Annotated in this window: 15 protein-coding genes; 5 read left to right on the top strand and 10 right to left on the bottom strand. The window is 72.8% G+C overall.

Annotation, left to right across the window (positions count from 1 at the left end):
• Positions 1-62 precede the first annotated feature (62 nt).
• The gene (locus tag CCZ36_RS24160) at positions 63-1,043 is read left to right on the top strand and encodes a GlxA family transcriptional regulator (RefSeq protein ID WP_069737535.1); all 981 of its coding nucleotides are present in this window, start codon (positions 63-65) and stop codon (positions 1,041-1,043) included.
• Between the two features lie 16 nt (positions 1,044-1,059).
• Here CCZ36_RS24160 and CCZ36_RS24155 read toward each other — a convergent pair whose 3' ends face one another.
• The 9 genes from CCZ36_RS24155 to CCZ36_RS24115 form a co-directional block, all read right to left on the bottom strand.
• A complete protein-coding gene (locus CCZ36_RS24155; RefSeq protein WP_069742883.1) occupies positions 1,060-1,797 on the bottom strand; it encodes a D-Ala-D-Ala carboxypeptidase family metallohydrolase in 738 nt (245 codons plus the stop codon).
• A gap of 167 nt (positions 1,798-1,964) precedes the next feature.
• Entirely contained in the window at positions 1,965-2,603 is a 639-nt protein-coding gene (def, locus tag CCZ36_RS24150; RefSeq protein ID WP_069737533.1) for a peptide deformylase, read from the bottom strand.
• A 120-nt stretch (positions 2,604-2,723) separates the two neighbouring features.
• Positions 2,724-3,719 carry a tetratricopeptide repeat protein gene (locus CCZ36_RS24145; protein WP_006127468.1) on the bottom strand — a complete coding sequence of 332 codons (996 nt, stop codon included), beginning with the start codon at positions 3,717-3,719 and terminating at the stop codon, positions 2,724-2,726.
• Between the two features lie 92 nt (positions 3,720-3,811).
• Positions 3,812-5,098 (bottom strand): HD-GYP domain-containing protein, encoded by a 1,287-nt coding sequence (locus CCZ36_RS24140; RefSeq protein WP_128818541.1) that lies wholly within the window; start codon positions 5,096-5,098, stop codon positions 3,812-3,814.
• The gene (locus tag CCZ36_RS24135) at positions 5,095-6,549 is read right to left on the bottom strand and encodes an HD-GYP domain-containing protein (RefSeq protein ID WP_128818540.1); all 1,455 of its coding nucleotides are present in this window, start codon (positions 6,547-6,549) and stop codon (positions 5,095-5,097) included. Before CCZ36_RS24135 ends, CCZ36_RS24140 begins: the two co-directional genes overlap by 4 nt.
• Positions 6,550-6,648: 99 nt before the next feature.
• Positions 6,649-6,969, bottom strand: a complete 321-nt coding sequence (gene rsrA / locus CCZ36_RS24130; RefSeq protein WP_006127465.1) for a mycothiol system anti-sigma-R factor — start codon at positions 6,967-6,969, stop codon at positions 6,649-6,651.
• A complete protein-coding gene (locus tag CCZ36_RS24125) occupies positions 6,966-7,622 on the bottom strand; it encodes a sigma-70 family RNA polymerase sigma factor (RefSeq protein WP_010061546.1) in 657 nt (218 codons plus the stop codon). The genes rsrA and CCZ36_RS24125 overlap by 4 nt, the downstream gene beginning before the upstream one ends.
• Before the next feature lie 312 nt (positions 7,623-7,934).
• Positions 7,935-8,576: an alpha/beta hydrolase family protein gene (locus CCZ36_RS24120; RefSeq protein WP_128818539.1), complete on the bottom strand. Its 642-nt coding sequence runs from the start codon at positions 8,574-8,576 to the stop codon at positions 7,935-7,937.
• Between the two features lie 87 nt (positions 8,577-8,663).
• Complete coding sequence (locus CCZ36_RS24115) at positions 8,664-9,479, bottom strand: SOS response-associated peptidase (RefSeq protein WP_128818538.1); 816 nt, start codon at positions 9,477-9,479, stop codon at positions 8,664-8,666.
• Between the two features lie 53 nt (positions 9,480-9,532).
• Between CCZ36_RS24115 and CCZ36_RS24110 the strand changes: the two genes are divergently transcribed.
• The 4 genes from CCZ36_RS24110 (at position 9,533) to CCZ36_RS24095 (ending at position 13,204) form a co-directional block, all read left to right on the top strand.
• Positions 9,533-10,246, top strand: a complete 714-nt coding sequence (locus CCZ36_RS24110) for a M50 family metallopeptidase (RefSeq protein ID WP_069737528.1) — start codon at positions 9,533-9,535, stop codon at positions 10,244-10,246.
• A gap of 103 nt (positions 10,247-10,349) precedes the next feature.
• Positions 10,350-11,702 carry a 3-phosphoshikimate 1-carboxyvinyltransferase gene (gene aroA, locus CCZ36_RS24105; protein ID WP_128818537.1) on the top strand — a complete coding sequence of 451 codons (1,353 nt, stop codon included), beginning with the start codon at positions 10,350-10,352 and terminating at the stop codon, positions 11,700-11,702.
• A 3-nt stretch (positions 11,703-11,705) separates the two neighbouring features.
• Positions 11,706-12,722, top strand: coding sequence for a ribosome small subunit-dependent GTPase A (gene rsgA, locus CCZ36_RS24100; protein WP_069742888.1), 1,017 nt, complete (start codon positions 11,706-11,708; stop codon positions 12,720-12,722).
• 158 nt (positions 12,723-12,880) lie between these two features.
• On the top strand, positions 12,881-13,204 hold the full coding sequence (locus CCZ36_RS24095; RefSeq protein WP_069737525.1) for a DMT family transporter: 324 nt from the start codon (positions 12,881-12,883) through the stop codon (positions 13,202-13,204).
• Positions 13,205-13,211: 7 nt separating this feature from the next.
• Here the strand turns inward: CCZ36_RS24095 and CCZ36_RS24090 are convergent, their stop codons facing one another.
• Positions 13,212-13,790: a TetR family transcriptional regulator gene (locus CCZ36_RS24090; RefSeq protein WP_128818536.1), complete on the bottom strand. Its 579-nt coding sequence runs from the start codon at positions 13,788-13,790 to the stop codon at positions 13,212-13,214.
• Positions 13,791-13,876 lie beyond the last annotated feature (86 nt).

Below are 13,876 nucleotides of genomic sequence, written 5' to 3'. Positions count from 1 at the left end.
GGAACAGAAATCATCAGTGGCAGGACTGCCATGGGACATCGAATAACTGCCACACTTGCTCCATGCTGACCAATGTCGCCGCCCTCCTCCTCGACGAGGTCCACCCCTTCGAGCTCGGCGTGCTCTGCGAGGTGTTCGGCCTCGACCGCAGCGACGAGGGCCTGCCGGTGCACGACTTCGCGGTGGTCTCCGCCGAGGGCCCCGTCCTGAACACCCACGCCGGCTTCACCATCACCACACCGCACGGCCTGGAGCGGCTGGAGGAGGCCGACCTCATCGCCGTGCCGGCGGGCAGCCACTTCATGGACCGGGAGTACCCCGAGGAGGTGCTCGACGCGCTGCGCCGGGCCGTGGAGCGCGGCTCACGGGTGCTGAGCGTCTGCTCGGGGGCGTACGTCCTGGGCGCGGCCGGGCTGCTGGACGGCCGCCGGTGCACCACGCACTGGCGGCACGCGGCGGAGCTGTCCCGCCGCTACCCGAAGGCGATCGTCGAGCCGGACGTGCTGTACGTGGACGAGGGCGCGGTGATCAGTTCCGCGGGCACCGCCGCGGGGATCGACGCCTGTCTGCACCTGATCCGGCAGGAGTACGGCCAGGACGCGGCCAACACCCTCGCCCGGCGCATGGTGGTGCCGCCGCACCGGGACGGCGGGCAGGCGCAGTACATCAGCCGCCCGCTGCCCCGGAACACCTGCGACACGGTCGGCTCGACGCTGGCGTGGATGGAGCGGCACCTCGACCAGGAGATGACGGTGGAGCAGCTGGCCGCGCAGGCGCACATGTCGCCGCGCACCTTCGCCCGGCGGTTCCAGCAGGAGACCGGGACCACCCCGTACCGCTGGCTGCTGCGGCAGCGGGTGCTGCTGGCCCAGCATCTGCTGGAGACCTCCGACCGCACGATCGACACGATCGCGGGGCAGACGGGCTTCGGTACGGCGGCGACGTTGCGACACCAGTTCGTGCGGTCACTGGGCACCACGCCGAACGCCTACCGCCGCACGTTCCGGGGCCCGGCGGCCACGGCCGTGCGCGAGGTCGCCTGAGCGAGGTGCGGACGGGTCAGATGCCGCAGCTGGGCGCCGACCAGAACCGGCTGGGCCCCTGGTTGACGTGCACGTGGTCGTTGTGGCCGGAGTAGCCGGGGCCGAGGATGCCCCGGAAGCCGTGGTAGCGGGCCTGCTTGGCCAGCGTGCACAGGGAGTGGGGCGAGGCGCCGAGGTCGACCGCGTCGCCGTACAGGTGACGGCTGTTGCTCGCTCCGCCGACGGCCGAGTTGCAGGAGTAGGAGCGGAATCCGCTGGTGACCCGGATCGACTGGTCACCCAGCGCGTGGCGCAGCGCCTCCAGCTTCCACATGCTGCTCAGCGCGTTGGCCTTGGCCGTGCCCGCCGCGACCGCGCCGCCGGCCCAGGTGCTGTTGCACTTGTTGAGCTCGGGGTACGTGAAGTGGATCGGCGTGCAGTCGTTGTCCTGGAGCGCGTAGAGCTTGGCCTGGGTCGCGGGTCCGGCGATCCCGTCGGCGGCCAGGCCGTAGGCCGCCTGGAACCGCTTGACGGCGGCGGTGGTGGCGGGGCCGTACGAGCCGTCGATGGCGAGCACCGCGTTGTAGCCCGGGTATCCGGCCACCCGGATCTGGAGCTGGGTGACATCGTTGCCGGTGGCACCGGCCTTCAGGGTGCGGGTCCAGGTGTAGCAGCCGTCGGCCTGCGCGGTGCCGGCGGTCAGTACGACACCACCCAAAGCGAATGAAATGGTCATGACAAGTCCGAGCAGAACGCGTGCGGTGCGTCTCAGCACAGGGGCCTCCCTCTGAACGTCACGGTCGATTGCGTGCGAGCTTGGCCCAGTCAGCTACGCGCGTCAACTACCCCTGGGGAAAATGCAGTTAGCTGCCAAGGGGATCGCACGGAACGCGGCGGGGCCCGGTGCCGACGAACCGGCACCGGGTCCCCGCCGCGGCGTACTCAGCTGTTCGGGACCGTCTCGTAGCGCGGCGTGCCCTCTTCCATCTGCCGCAGCGCGTCCTTGCGCTCCCGCTTGGAGAGCCGGTCGATGTACAGGTAGCCGTACAGATGGTCCGTCTCGTGCTGGAGGCAGCGCGCGAAGTACCCGGTGCCCTTGACCCGGATCGGGTTGCCCTTGGCGTCCTGGCCGCGCACCACCGCGTAGTCGGGGCGGGCGAGCGAGGCGTACGCGGTCGGGACCGAGAGGCAGCCCTCGTTGGAGTCGTCGAGCACCCGCATCTCGGGGGCCAGCTCCTCCAGGACCGGGTTGCAGACGACGCCGGTGTGGCGCTTGCCGTCGTCGTCCGGGCAGTCGTAGACGAAGACCTTCAGGTCCACGCCGATCTGGTTGGCCGCGAGACCGACGCCCTCGGCCGTCTTCTGGCTGGCGAACATGTCGTCGATCAGCTGGGCCAGCTCGTCGTCGAACGCGGTGACGTCCTTGCACTCCTTGTGCAGCACCGGGTTGCCCACGACCGTGATCGGACGCGAGGTGCCACGTGCGCGGTAGGCCGCCTCGCGCTCCTCGCAGTCCTCGGTGTCGACGATGAACCCCTCGTCGTCCACGTCGATCCGCCCGTCCGTCTCCTGCTGCGACATGTCCGCCGTACGCCTTCCTGCAAAACCTGAACTCGGTGACCCCGCCGCATCCCGTCGAAACCCGGGAAGCGCGGGAGGAGCAGCACCGCGATCGGTGCGCGTACAGCCTACGGGCAGCGGTCAGCAGACTTCTTCGAGATCCCGCCACTCGCGGCTGTCCGGGCTGTCGGCGACCCAGCCGTCCAGGAGTCCGCGCACCAGTCCGGCGGGGGCGGCGAGACCGCACTCGCGCTCGGGCACCCAGAGGTCGCCGGCCCCGGCGGTGCGGTGGCCCAGCGGTCCCGGGTGGCCCGGTTCGCTGTGGTCGTGCGGGTCCAGGTGCTCCCCGTCGCCCTCGTCGCTCTCCATCCGGCTCTCCGAGCACGCCCGGCACAGCAGGCGCACGGACGAGGACCAGTCCTCGGCGGCGAACCCGGCGTCCGACGCCAGCTTCTCCAGCGCGTCCCGGTCCTCCTCGGTCGCCGCCTCCAGCAGCACCACCCAGGTCGGCACCGGGGACGGCGCCCACAGCTCGATCTCGTCGAAGACCGGATACGCGGGCCCGGCCGCGGTGACCCGCTCGCCGTTGGGCACCCCGTCGTGCAGGACGACCTCGCCCCAGCGCCGCCCCGAGGACGGCAGCGGGATCGAGAGCACCTCGATGCGGGCCGGGTCGAGCCGGCGGCCCCAGACCACCTCGGCCTCGCCCTCCGGCGAGAGCCGCACGGCGGCGCTGCCCAGCTCCATGCCGGTCGGCTCGGTGGTGGCCGCGCTGTGCTGGCCGCCGCCGGGGACCTTGAGCCCGTACGCCTGCCAGGCCCGCCGCGCCAGCGGCCAGTCCTGGAGCGCGGTGGCCGCGATTCCCACGTTCCACCAGTCCGGAGCGCCCGACTCGCGGTCCAGCAGGGCGACGGCGCGCAGGCCCGCCGCGCGCGCCTGCTCCCAGTCGTGCCGGAACTTGTGCAGCAGCGCCAGATTGAACCAGGACTCCGAGAGCCAGGGCTCCAGATCCGCCGCACGCGTCAGCAGCGCCCCCGCGTCCTCGTACCGGCCGTCGCCGATCAGCGTGAACGCGCGGTCCGTGGCCTGCCGCCAAGAGGCGGACGGCCGATGCCGTACCTTCCCGAAGATCCTCACGATTCCCGCCTGTCCCGACTGGGCACCCTCGTCATCCACTCTGCTTTCGCATCCAACCATGCCCGGCCGGACGCCCGCTCATTACCCATGGGTTACCCAGCTCCGGCCGGGGTCAGACCGCCCCGCGCGAGGACGCGTCCCAGCGCCTCGACCACCTGTGGCTGGTGGTCGTGCCCGGTGCCGAGCCTGAGGTGCTCCAGCGCGCCGAGCGGCCCGCCGACGCCTTCCCCGCACAGGTCGTCGTATGCGTTGACCGTCCTGACGATCCTGGCGGCGAGTGGTTGCTCCCGGTAGGGATCGGCCTGCCGCTCCACCACCGCCGCGACCGCCGGGCCGGCTCCGGTACGGCGGACCACCGCCCCGCCGAGCAGGGCGATCCGGCGCTGCTCGGCGGCGGGCAGCAGGGCGGTCGCGCCCCCGGCGACCGGGTCGACGAGGGAGAGCTGGCCGATGTCGTGCATCAGGGCGGCGTGTTCCAGCACGGTCAGCCGGGGCCCGGTCAGCCCCAGCTCCCGCCCCACCGCGGTGGCGAGCGCGGCGACCCGGCGGGCGTGGCCGGGCGGGGTGTAACCGGCGATCTCGGTGGCGCGGGCGAGCGAGGCCATCGTCTGCCGGCAGGTCGTGCGGACGGCTGCGTACCGGCGGGCGGAGACCTGGGTGAGCAGCAGCGGGCCGCACAGCACGGCCGGCGCCCACGGCCCGGCGACCGCGACACCCAGCGCCGTCACGGCCCCGGTCACCCCGATCGCGGTGCCGGTCCCGGCGAGCGCGCGCACCTCGTCGACCAGGAGCGACCCGTACGGGGGCCGGGCGCCGGGCCCCTCCACGCGGGCCGCCGAACGCGCCAGGAGGGCGGCGAGCACGGCGTCGCACAGGGCGGTCAGCGCCAGGACCGCGAGCGGGAACAGCGGGAAGTACGGCCCGTCGCCGAACCAGTGCTCGGCCTGCCCGGAGTGGTACAGCGGCTGGAAGCAGACCGCCGCGAAGCCCACGGTCAGGGTCCGGCGGGCGGCCCGGTCGGCGTCCCTGCGACGGCCCCGCGCCCTGCGCGGCACGGCGCAGAGCGCCTGCGCGACGACCACCACGGCGATCACCTGGAGCGCCCCGTGCGTGGTCGGCCGCCCGGCGCTCTCCCCGAGCAGGGCGTACGCGAGGGCCCCGGCCGCGGCGAGCGGCGCGGGCTCCCGCTCCCCGGCGGCCGAGTCCCGGCGGATCAGCTCCCCGGCGGCGACGAGGAGCCCGAAGACCAGGGCGAGGCCCGGCTCGGCGAGTCCGTGCACCGATGTGTGGGCGAGCGCGACGAGGGCGAGGAGCAGGGCGGCCCCGCGCACCGCGAGAACGGCCGGGGCGAGCGGGCCGCTCCCGTACGGGGCCCTCACCGGCGACGGTCCCGGGACGGCCCGGACAGCGGAGCGGCGCTCCGGGCGGGCGGGGCGGGGGGTGCGTCCCGGCGGGCGGCGGGCACCCCACTTCGGGGCTCGGGCGATGGGTACGGCTCACGCGACATGTACGGCTCGCGCGATGCGCACGGCTCGCGCGGTTCGTCGGCCGTGACGGCGGTGTCGGCCTCGCTCCAGCCGTGCCGGCGCAGGGCGCGGTCCAGCGCCCCCACCATCCGGGGGTCGAACTGGCTGCCCGCGCACCGCTTCAGCTCGGCCAGCGCGGCGGAGACCGGGCGGGCGCGGCGGTAGGAGCGGGTGGAGGTCATCGCGTCGAAGGCGTCGGCGACAGCCACGACCCGGGCGAACTCGGGGATGCGCGAGCCGCTGAGCCCGTACGGATAGCCGCTGCCGTCGAGCCGTTCGTGGTGGTGCAGGATCGCGTCGCGGGCCTCGTCCAGGAAGCCGATGCCCCGGACGATCTCGTGCCCGTACTCCGGGTGCAGTTCCATGATCCGCCGTTCCTCGGGGGTGAGCGGCCCGTCCTTGCGCAGTACCCGGGTGGGGACGCCGAGCTTGCCGATGTCGTGCAGGATCCCGGCGAACCGGAGCCCCTCCACCCGGCGGTCGTCCATGCCGAGTTCACGGGCGATCAGAACGGAGGCGCGACCGACACGTTCGCTGTGGCCGCGGGTGTAGGTGTCCTTGATGTCGACGGCGTGGACCAAGGCGCGGATGGTCGCGCGGTGGGCGGACTGTTCGCGGTGGTACTGCGCGAACACCCAGCAGGAGAGGTACATCGGGAGCAGCACGAGAAGCGCGGAGAGCGGGCCGTACGGGCTCCGCCACAGGACGGCCGTCATCAGCCCGGTGAGCGCGTGCACCAGATGCGGACCGAGCGCGAGCGGCAGGAGGTCGCCCACGGTGCGGTGCACGGGCCTGCGTTCCGCCGCCGCGAGGACGATGCCGTCGAGCGCGGTCAGCACCAGGCTGAAGGCGACCGCGGCGGCGCAGGCGGGCAGCAGGGCGCGAGGGAAGTCCGGGGCCGCTCCCCCGCCGCCGACGGTCGCGGGGCCGTCGAGGGCCGCGTACGTCCAGGAGGCGGCGGCGCAGGTGAGGGCGCGTTGCGCGGCCCGCCAGATCCGGCGGGCCGTGTACGGCGGTTGCTCCACCCGCCCGGCCAGGGAACCGCTCGCCGCCACCAGCGCGGCGGCCGAAGGCGGCAGCAGGAAGGCGGCGGCGAGGAGGAACGCTCCGGCGGCGACCGGTCCGGGGCCTCCGGGCGGCGAGCGCCGGCCGGCCGCCTCGCAGCCGAGCCCGAGGGCGGCCAGCAGGGCCGCGGTGCCCCACGGCACCGGGGCGTCGGCAGCGTACGCGGGAAGCGTGCACCAGACCGCGCCGAGGACGGCGGTCAGAACGCAGACACGCGCCGCCGCCGGTGTGCCGCTCACGGCCCGCACTCGCCCCCCAGCATGGTCGATGGACGCGCCACGCTAGCGAGTTGCGCGGCTCACCGAGCCGCTACGGATCCGATTAGCACATTCGGGTGACTATTCGGCGGCGGTCGCCGACCGGTCCGTGTCCTGCACGGTCACGTCCTGATCGGGCACGGCCTCGCCGGCCCGGATCAGATCGATCCGGCCCATCACCTTGGAGCGCAGGTCGGTCGGGACGTCGTCCTGTCCGCAGCAGCGCTTGACCAGCTTCTTCACGGCCTGTTCCAGGCCGTACTTCTCCAGGCACGGGGAGCACTCCTCGAAGTGCACCTCGAACTTGGTGCAGTCGCCCTCGGGCATCTCCCGGTCGAGAAACTCGTAGAGGTGGTCGAGGACCTCCGAGCAATCCGTCTCGTGCGGCTCTCCGCAGCTCATGAGGCCGAGCCCTTCCGATCGTCCGAGTCACCGGCACCGGCCGCGACGAGCCCGCGCTCACGGGCGTAGTCCTCCAGCATGCCGCGCAGCTGGCGACGGCCGCGGTGCAGCCGGGACATCACCGTACCGATGGGAGTCCCCATGATGTCCGCGATCTCCTTGTAGGCAAAGCCCTCGACATCGGCGAGATACACCGCGATGCGGAACTCCTCGGGGATCGCCTGGAGCGCCGACTTCACGTCGGAGTCCGGGAGATGGTCGAGGGCCTGGGACTCCGCCGAGCGCAGACCGGTCGACATGTGCGACTCGGCCCGGGCCAGCTGCCAGTCCTCGATCTCCTCGGCGGCGCTGCGCTGGGGCTCCCGCTGCTTCTTGCGGTACGAGTTGATGAAGGTGTTGGTGAGGATGCGGTACATCCACGCCTTGAGGTTGGTGCCCTCACGGAACTGGTGGAAGGAGCCGTACGCCTTGGCGTAGGTCTCCTGGACCAGATCCTCGGCATCGGCGGGGTTGCGCGTCATGCGCAGCGCGGCCGAGTACATCTGGTCGAGAAAACCGAGGGCGTCCCGCTCGAAGCGCGCGTTGCGCTCGGCGGGCGTCTCGGGTGCGCGGCCGTCGTCGGTCCCTGTGTCGGTCCCAGTGACCGGACCCACCTCCTCCAACGATGTGGCGGAACCGAAACCGGACCCGCTCGTCTCGGAGAATAGTCGACCTTGCTTGGTGGCGGCCTGTCGATTACCCCCGCCCATGGGCCGCTCGGAAGTGGTCCTCGCCGCGGGCAGCACGGTCCACTCCAGGTCAGCGGCGTTCGAGCGGCTGGGGCAGATGGTCGAACCCATGCGACGGACTCCCTCTCCACGTACGACGTTGTTGTACCGACGTCCCGAACAACAGCGCCCCCGCGCGGAGCATTCCCGGGGCCGGCGACGCGCGTGCGACGACCGTGCCGGCCGGTGGGCCCGGGATCATCCGAGTGACGTGAGCCACCCGGTGACCGCTTCGGTGAGGATGCCCATCGCCCGTTCCCCGGTGAGTCCGGACCGTTTCGGCACCGCGAACCCGTGGTCGCCGTGCGGCACTTCGGCCAGCGTGTACGAGCCGGGCGGGAACTCGTCGGGTTTGCCGAACGGGTCGTTGCCGCCCTGCACCACCAGGGTGGGCACGCCGGTGCCGAGCAGTTCGTCGGCGCGGGACTTCTCGGGCTTGCCGGGCGGGTGCAGCGGGAAGCTGAGTGCGAGGACGGCGACCGCGCCCAGTTCGCCGGCGGTCCGGCAGGCCACGCGGGCCCCGGCGCTGCGGCCTCCGGCGATGACGGGGAGCCCGGGAACGGTCAGGGCCGGCCACAGTCCGCGCCAGCCGGTGTCCAGGGTCTTCGGGGCGGGCGCCACCTTCTTGCCGGCCACCCGCCAGGGCTGCTCCACCAGGGCGACGGTGACACCGTGTCCGGGCAGGACGGCGGCGAGCGCCTTCAGATCGCGGGCCTCGATCCCGCCGCCCGCCCCGTGGCTCACGGCGAGGACGCGGCGGGGCGCGGAGGCGGGGACCCAGGTGATCCGGGCCTCACCGGCGTCGGTGGTGACGTTCTGCGTATGCGGTTGACGGCTCACCGCGCCATCCTCCCCCGCGCACGCCTCGGAACGGCGAGGACTCCCCCGCGTACGCCTCAGAACGGTGTCGACTCCTCCGCGCACGCCTCAGAACAGCGTGGACTCCTCCGGTGCGGCCAGTTCCTCCAGCAGTTCGGGCCCGTTGTTGCGGACGTTGCTCACGGCGGTGGCGACCGGGTAGGCGCGCATCAGCCCGCCCGGCGGCGGCTCCAGCAGGGCCCGCAGCTCGTCCTCGCCGGTGTGCGAGGGGTCCAGCCAGGCATCCCAGCGGTCGGGGGTGAGCATGAGCGGCATCCGGGGGTGGATGTCGGCGAGCGCGCCGGGCCCCTCGGCGGGGGCGACGGCCAGCGGTGTGGTCTCCGCCTCGGTGGTGATCACCGAGCACGTCACCCACCAGGCGTTCTCGTGGTCGCCGGGCAGGGTCGTATCGCGCCAGAACTCGTACAGTCCGGCCATCGCGAAGACGGAACCGTCGGCGGGGGTGACGAAGTACGGCTGCTTGCGGGGGCGTTTCCTGCCCTTCTTCTCCTCCAGCTGCCGTTCCTCCGCGCCGGTGACCCACTCGTAGTAGCCGTCGGCGGGCAGGATGCAGCGGCGCTGGGCGAAGGCCCGGCGGAATGAGGGCTTCTCGTGCACGGTCTCCGCGCGTGCGTTGATCATCCGGGCGGCGCCGTCGGGGGTCTTGGACCAGGACGGGACGAGTCCCCATTTCAGGGCGCGCAGCTGGCGAACCGGACGCCGGTCGTCCGCGTCTTTCACGGGACGCTCCAGAACCGCGTAGACCTCTTTGGTCGGCGCCACGTTCCAGTCCGGCTCCAGGGTCTCGGTGGGCTCCCACTTCTCGACACCGAAGAGTCCGGTCAGGTCCTCGGGCTTCCGACTCGCTGCATACCGTCCGCACATAAGTGCCAGACTGCCACGACCGCCCGCCCCGACCGCAAGGAGTCGCCCGGCCGATGAACAGCACCGAATTGGGCGATCTGTGGGATCGCGTGACCGGCACCCAGCCCGCCCCCGAGCAGTGGCTGGTGGTGGTGACGGCGACGCTCGCGCTCATCGCGGTCGTGCCGAATCCGCTGTGGCGGCTCGCCCGCAACACGATCACCATCGCGCACGAGGGCGGCCACGGCCTGGTGGCCCTGCTCACCGGACGGCAGCTCTCCGGCATCCGGCTGCACTCGGACACCAGCGGGCTGACCGTGAGCCGCGGCAAGCCGACGGGGATCGGCATGATCCTCACGGCGGCGGCGGGCTACACGGCCCCGTCCCTGCTGGGTCTGGGCGGCGCCTGGCTGCTGACGAACGGCAGGATCACCCTCCTGCTGTGGGTGGCGACAGCTCTGCTCGCGGTGATGCTGGTGATGATCCGCAATGTGTACGGGGCCCTCACCGTCATCCTGACCGGCACCACCTTCCTGCTGGTGTCCTGGCTGGCCTCCTCCGACGTGCAGTCGGCGTTCGCGTACGTGGTGGTGTGGTTCCTGCTGCTGGGCGGAGTGCGGCCGCCGTTCGAGCTCCAGTCCAAGCGGCGGTACGGCGGCGCCCCGGACTCCGACGCGGACCAGCTGGCCCGGCTCACGCACGCCCCGGCGGTGCTGTGGCTGTTCCTCTTCCACGCGGTGTCGCTGTGCTCGCTGATCGGCGGCGGGCGGTGGCTGCTGGGCTGGTGAGGCGGGGCCGGCCGCTCCGGTCCGTACCACTTACTGGTTACGGGACGGTTTCCGCCCTTTTGGACCGGATCCGGGTCGGCGTGGAGCCACTAAAGTAAAGGCCATGACCGAGAGTTCCGTGCAGCCCGCCCTCTGGCCCGCCCCCCACGCGAGCGGGGCCGTCGACGCCACCGTCACCGTGCCCGGATCGAAATCGGTCACCAACCGCGCGCTCGTGCTGGCCTCGCTGGCCGCCGACCCGGGCTGGCTGCGCCGCCCGCTGCGCTCCCGCGACACCCTGCTCATGGCCGAGGCGCTGCGTGCCATGGGCGTCGGCATCGAGGAGACCGTCTCCTCCTCGTCCGCGAGCAGCCCGTCCGCCGCCGCCTCGCCGGACAGCTCGGGCGAGGCCTGGCGGGTCATCCCGGCGGGGCTGCACGGCCCGGCCACGGTCGACGTCGGCAACGCGGGCACGGTCATGCGCTTCCTGCCGCCCGTCGCCACGCTCGCCGACGGCCCGATCCGCTTCGACGGCGACCCCCGCTCCTACGAGCGCCCGCTGACCGGGGTGATCGAGGGCCTGCGGGCGCTCGGCGCGCGGATCGACGACGACGGGCGCGGCGCGCTGCCGCTGACCGTGCACGGCGGCGGGGCGCTGGAGGGCGGTCCGGTCTCGATCGACGCCTCGTCGTCCTCGCAGTTCGTCTCGGCGCTGCTGCTGTCGGGGCCTCGGTTCAACCAGGGCGTGGAGGTCCGGCACACCGGGGCCGTGCTCCCCTCGATGCCGCACATCCGGATGACGGTCGACATGCTGCGGGCCGTCGGCGCCCAGGTGGACGAGCCGGAGACGGGCGGTGAGCCCAACGTCTGGCGGGTCTCCCCCTCCGCCCTGCTCGGCCGGGACCTGACGATCGAGCCGGATCTGTCCAACGCCCAGCCGTTCCTGGCGGCGGCCCTGGTGACCGGCGGCCGGGTCACGATCCCGGACTGGCCCGAGCGCACCACCCAGCCGGGTGACGCGCTGCGCGAGATCTTCACCGAGATGGGTGGCTCCTGCGAGCTGACCGAGCACGGACTGACCTTCACGGGTACGGGCCGGATCCACGGCATCGACGTGGACCTCGGCGAGGTCGGTGAGCTGACCCCGGGCATCGCGGCGGTCGCCGCCCTGGCCGACTCCCCCTCCACGCTGAGCGGCGTCGCGCATCTGCGGCTGCACGAGACGGACCGGCTGGCCGCGCTGACCAAGGAGATCAACGAGCTGGGCGGCGATGTCACCGAGACGGCCGACGGACTGCACATCCGCCCGCGCCCGCTGCACGGCGGCGTCTTCCACACGTACGACGACCACCGCATGGCCACGGCCGGGGCGATCATCGGCCTGGCGGTGAAGGGCGTGGAGATCGAGAACGTGGGCACGACCGCCAAGACGCTGCCGGACTTCCCGGACATGTGGACCGGGATGCTCGGGATCTAGATCATGCGCCGCTACGGGAAGAACCCCGACGAGGACGACATCCGCGTCCGCCCCAACCGCAAGGGCAACCGGCCGCGTACGCACATCCGGCCCAAGCACGAGGACGCCGAGGACGGCATGGTCCTCACCGTCGACCGGGGCCGGCTCACCTGCCTCGTCGACGGCCGGACCGTGGTCGCGATGAAGGCCCGCGAGCTGGGGCGCAAGGCCGCCGTGGTGGGCGACACCGTCTCCATCGTCGGTGACCTCTCCGGCGAGAAGGACACCCTGGCCCGGATCGTGCGGATCGCCCCGCGCCGTACGGTGCTGCGCCGCACGGCCGACGACGACGATCCCTACGAGCGCGTGGTCGTCGCCAACGCCGACCAGCTGGCGATCGTCACCGCGCTGGCCGACCCGGAGCCCCGCCCGCGCATGATCGACCGCTGTCTGGTGGCGGCGTACGACGGCGGGCTCACCCCGCTCCTCGTGCTGACCAAGTCCGACTTGGCGTCGCCGGACAAGCTGCTGGAGGCGTACACCCCGCTCGGCGTCCCGTACATCGTGACCAGCCGTGAGGAGCTGGAGAACGGGGACGCGGCGGAGCGGGTGCGCGAGCTGCTGGACGGCAAGGTCACCGCCTTCGTCGGGCACTCCGGGGTGGGCAAGACGACGCTGGTCAACGCCCTGGTTCCGGAGGACCGGCGGCGGACCACGGGCATCGTCAACGCCGTCACCGGCCGGGGCCGGCACACCACGACCTCGGCCCTCGCCCTGCCGCTGCCCGGCGACCGGGGCTGGGTGGTCGACACCCCCGGCGTGCGCTCCTTCGGGCTGCACCACGTCGACCCGTCGCGTGTCATCCACGCCTTCCCGGACCTGGAGCCGGGCACCGAGAAGTGCCCGCGCGGCTGCACCCACGACGGGAATCAGCCCGAATGCGCGCTGGACGCCTGGGTCGCCGAGGGGCACGCCGACCCGGCGCGCCTGGACTCCCTGCGCCGGCTTCTCGCCACCCGCGAGCGGCACGAGGGCGACTGACGGCGTTTTTGGCCACAATCGGTCGGGGCGGCCTGGGCATGTTTGCGAGCTTCAACGACCGGTAAAGGCATAATCGCACCGAGTGAGCGGTGCTTCACGCCGTCCACCGGGTACGTTCACGCACCGAAGCCGGTCACCTATGCGGGAGGCAACTGACGATGGCGTGGCTGCTGGTCGTGGTCGCAGGACTGCTGGAGACCGGCTTCGCCGTGTGTCTGAAGCTCTCCCACGGATTCACCCGGCTCTGGCCGACGATCGCCTTCGCCGCGTTCGCGCTCGGCAGCTTCGGTCTGCTGACCCTGGCGCTGAAGAAGCTGGACGTCGGCCCGGCCTACGCGGTGTGGACCGGAATCGGCGCCGCCGGGACCGCGATCTACGGCATGGTCTTCCTCGGCGACGTGGTCTCCACCCTGAAGCTGGTGTCGATCTCCCTGGTGATCATCGGGGTGATCGGCCTCCAGCTGTCCGGCTCGGCGCACTGAGCCCCCGCTACGCGCTCTCCCGGACCACCGGCCGCGCCGCCTCCCGGAGGAGGCGGAGCGCGCGGCTGTCCGTGGCGTCGTCGCCCGGCACCGGCGCGATCACACAGGACAGCGCGAGGCGCAGGACGATCTCGCAGCGCCCGGCGGCGACCCCGGGCGACGCCGCCGCCATCCGGTCCCGGACCAGCGCGAGCAGTTCCTCGGGGCGCGGCGGCGGCTTCCCGCCCGGACGGCCCCCGGAGCCCGGCCTCCGGTCCGGCCGGGGCAGCCCCTCCGCCCAGTGCCCGGTGAGCAGCGCCCTGACCAGCGCGTCCTGGCGGGCGGCCCGGAGGGTCCAGAGCGCGACGGCGGCCGGACGATCGGGCACGGGGGCGGTCAGGGCCCGGTCGACCCCGGCGAGATAGCCGTCGGCGGCTCGTCGCAGGAGAGCCTCGGCCAGTCCGCTCCTGGTGCCGAACTCGTTGTAGAGCGTCTGGCGCGAGACATCGGCCAGGGCGGCGACGTCGACCATGCGCACGGCGTGCCAGGGCCGGCCGGCCAGGGCCCGGAGGGCGGCGTCCAGCAGGGCCTCTCGCGCCGTCGGCATCGTCGCCTCCCCCGCCCCGGGATCCTGCGTTCAGAGTTGGGGCGCATCCGGGGGCTGTCAAGGGTTCCGGGCGGCAGGGGCGCTGT

Source organism: Streptomyces sp. S063 (assembly GCF_002832675.1).
Lineage (GTDB): Bacteria > Actinomycetota > Actinomycetes > Streptomycetales > Streptomycetaceae > Streptomyces > Streptomyces sindenensis.
The sequence above is the reverse complement of the archived record's forward strand: the minus strand, read 5'-3'. Positions and strand labels throughout refer to the sequence as shown.

Coding starts and splice junctions, on each gene's coding strand:
- rsrA (WP_006127465.1), bottom strand. CDS start 6,969: ATGAGCTGCGGAGAGCCGCACGAGACGGATTGCTCGGAGGTCCTCGAC.
- aroA (WP_128818537.1), top strand. CDS start 10,350: ATGACCGAGAGTTCCGTGCAGCCCGCCCTCTGGCCCGCCCCCCACGCG.
- CCZ36_RS24090 (WP_128818536.1), bottom strand. CDS start 13,790: ATGCCGACGGCGCGAGAGGCCCTGCTGGACGCCGCCCTCCGGGCCCTG.
- def (WP_069737533.1), bottom strand. CDS start 2,603: ATGTCGCAGCAGGAGACGGACGGGCGGATCGACGTGGACGACGAGGGG.
- CCZ36_RS24115 (WP_128818538.1), bottom strand. CDS start 9,479: ATGTGCGGACGGTATGCAGCGAGTCGGAAGCCCGAGGACCTGACCGGA.
- CCZ36_RS24160 (WP_069737535.1), top strand. CDS start 63: ATGCTGACCAATGTCGCCGCCCTCCTCCTCGACGAGGTCCACCCCTTC.
- CCZ36_RS24095 (WP_069737525.1), top strand. CDS start 12,881: ATGGCGTGGCTGCTGGTCGTGGTCGCAGGACTGCTGGAGACCGGCTTC.
- CCZ36_RS24110 (WP_069737528.1), top strand. CDS start 9,533: ATGAACAGCACCGAATTGGGCGATCTGTGGGATCGCGTGACCGGCACC.
- rsgA (WP_069742888.1), top strand. CDS start 11,706: ATGCGCCGCTACGGGAAGAACCCCGACGAGGACGACATCCGCGTCCGC.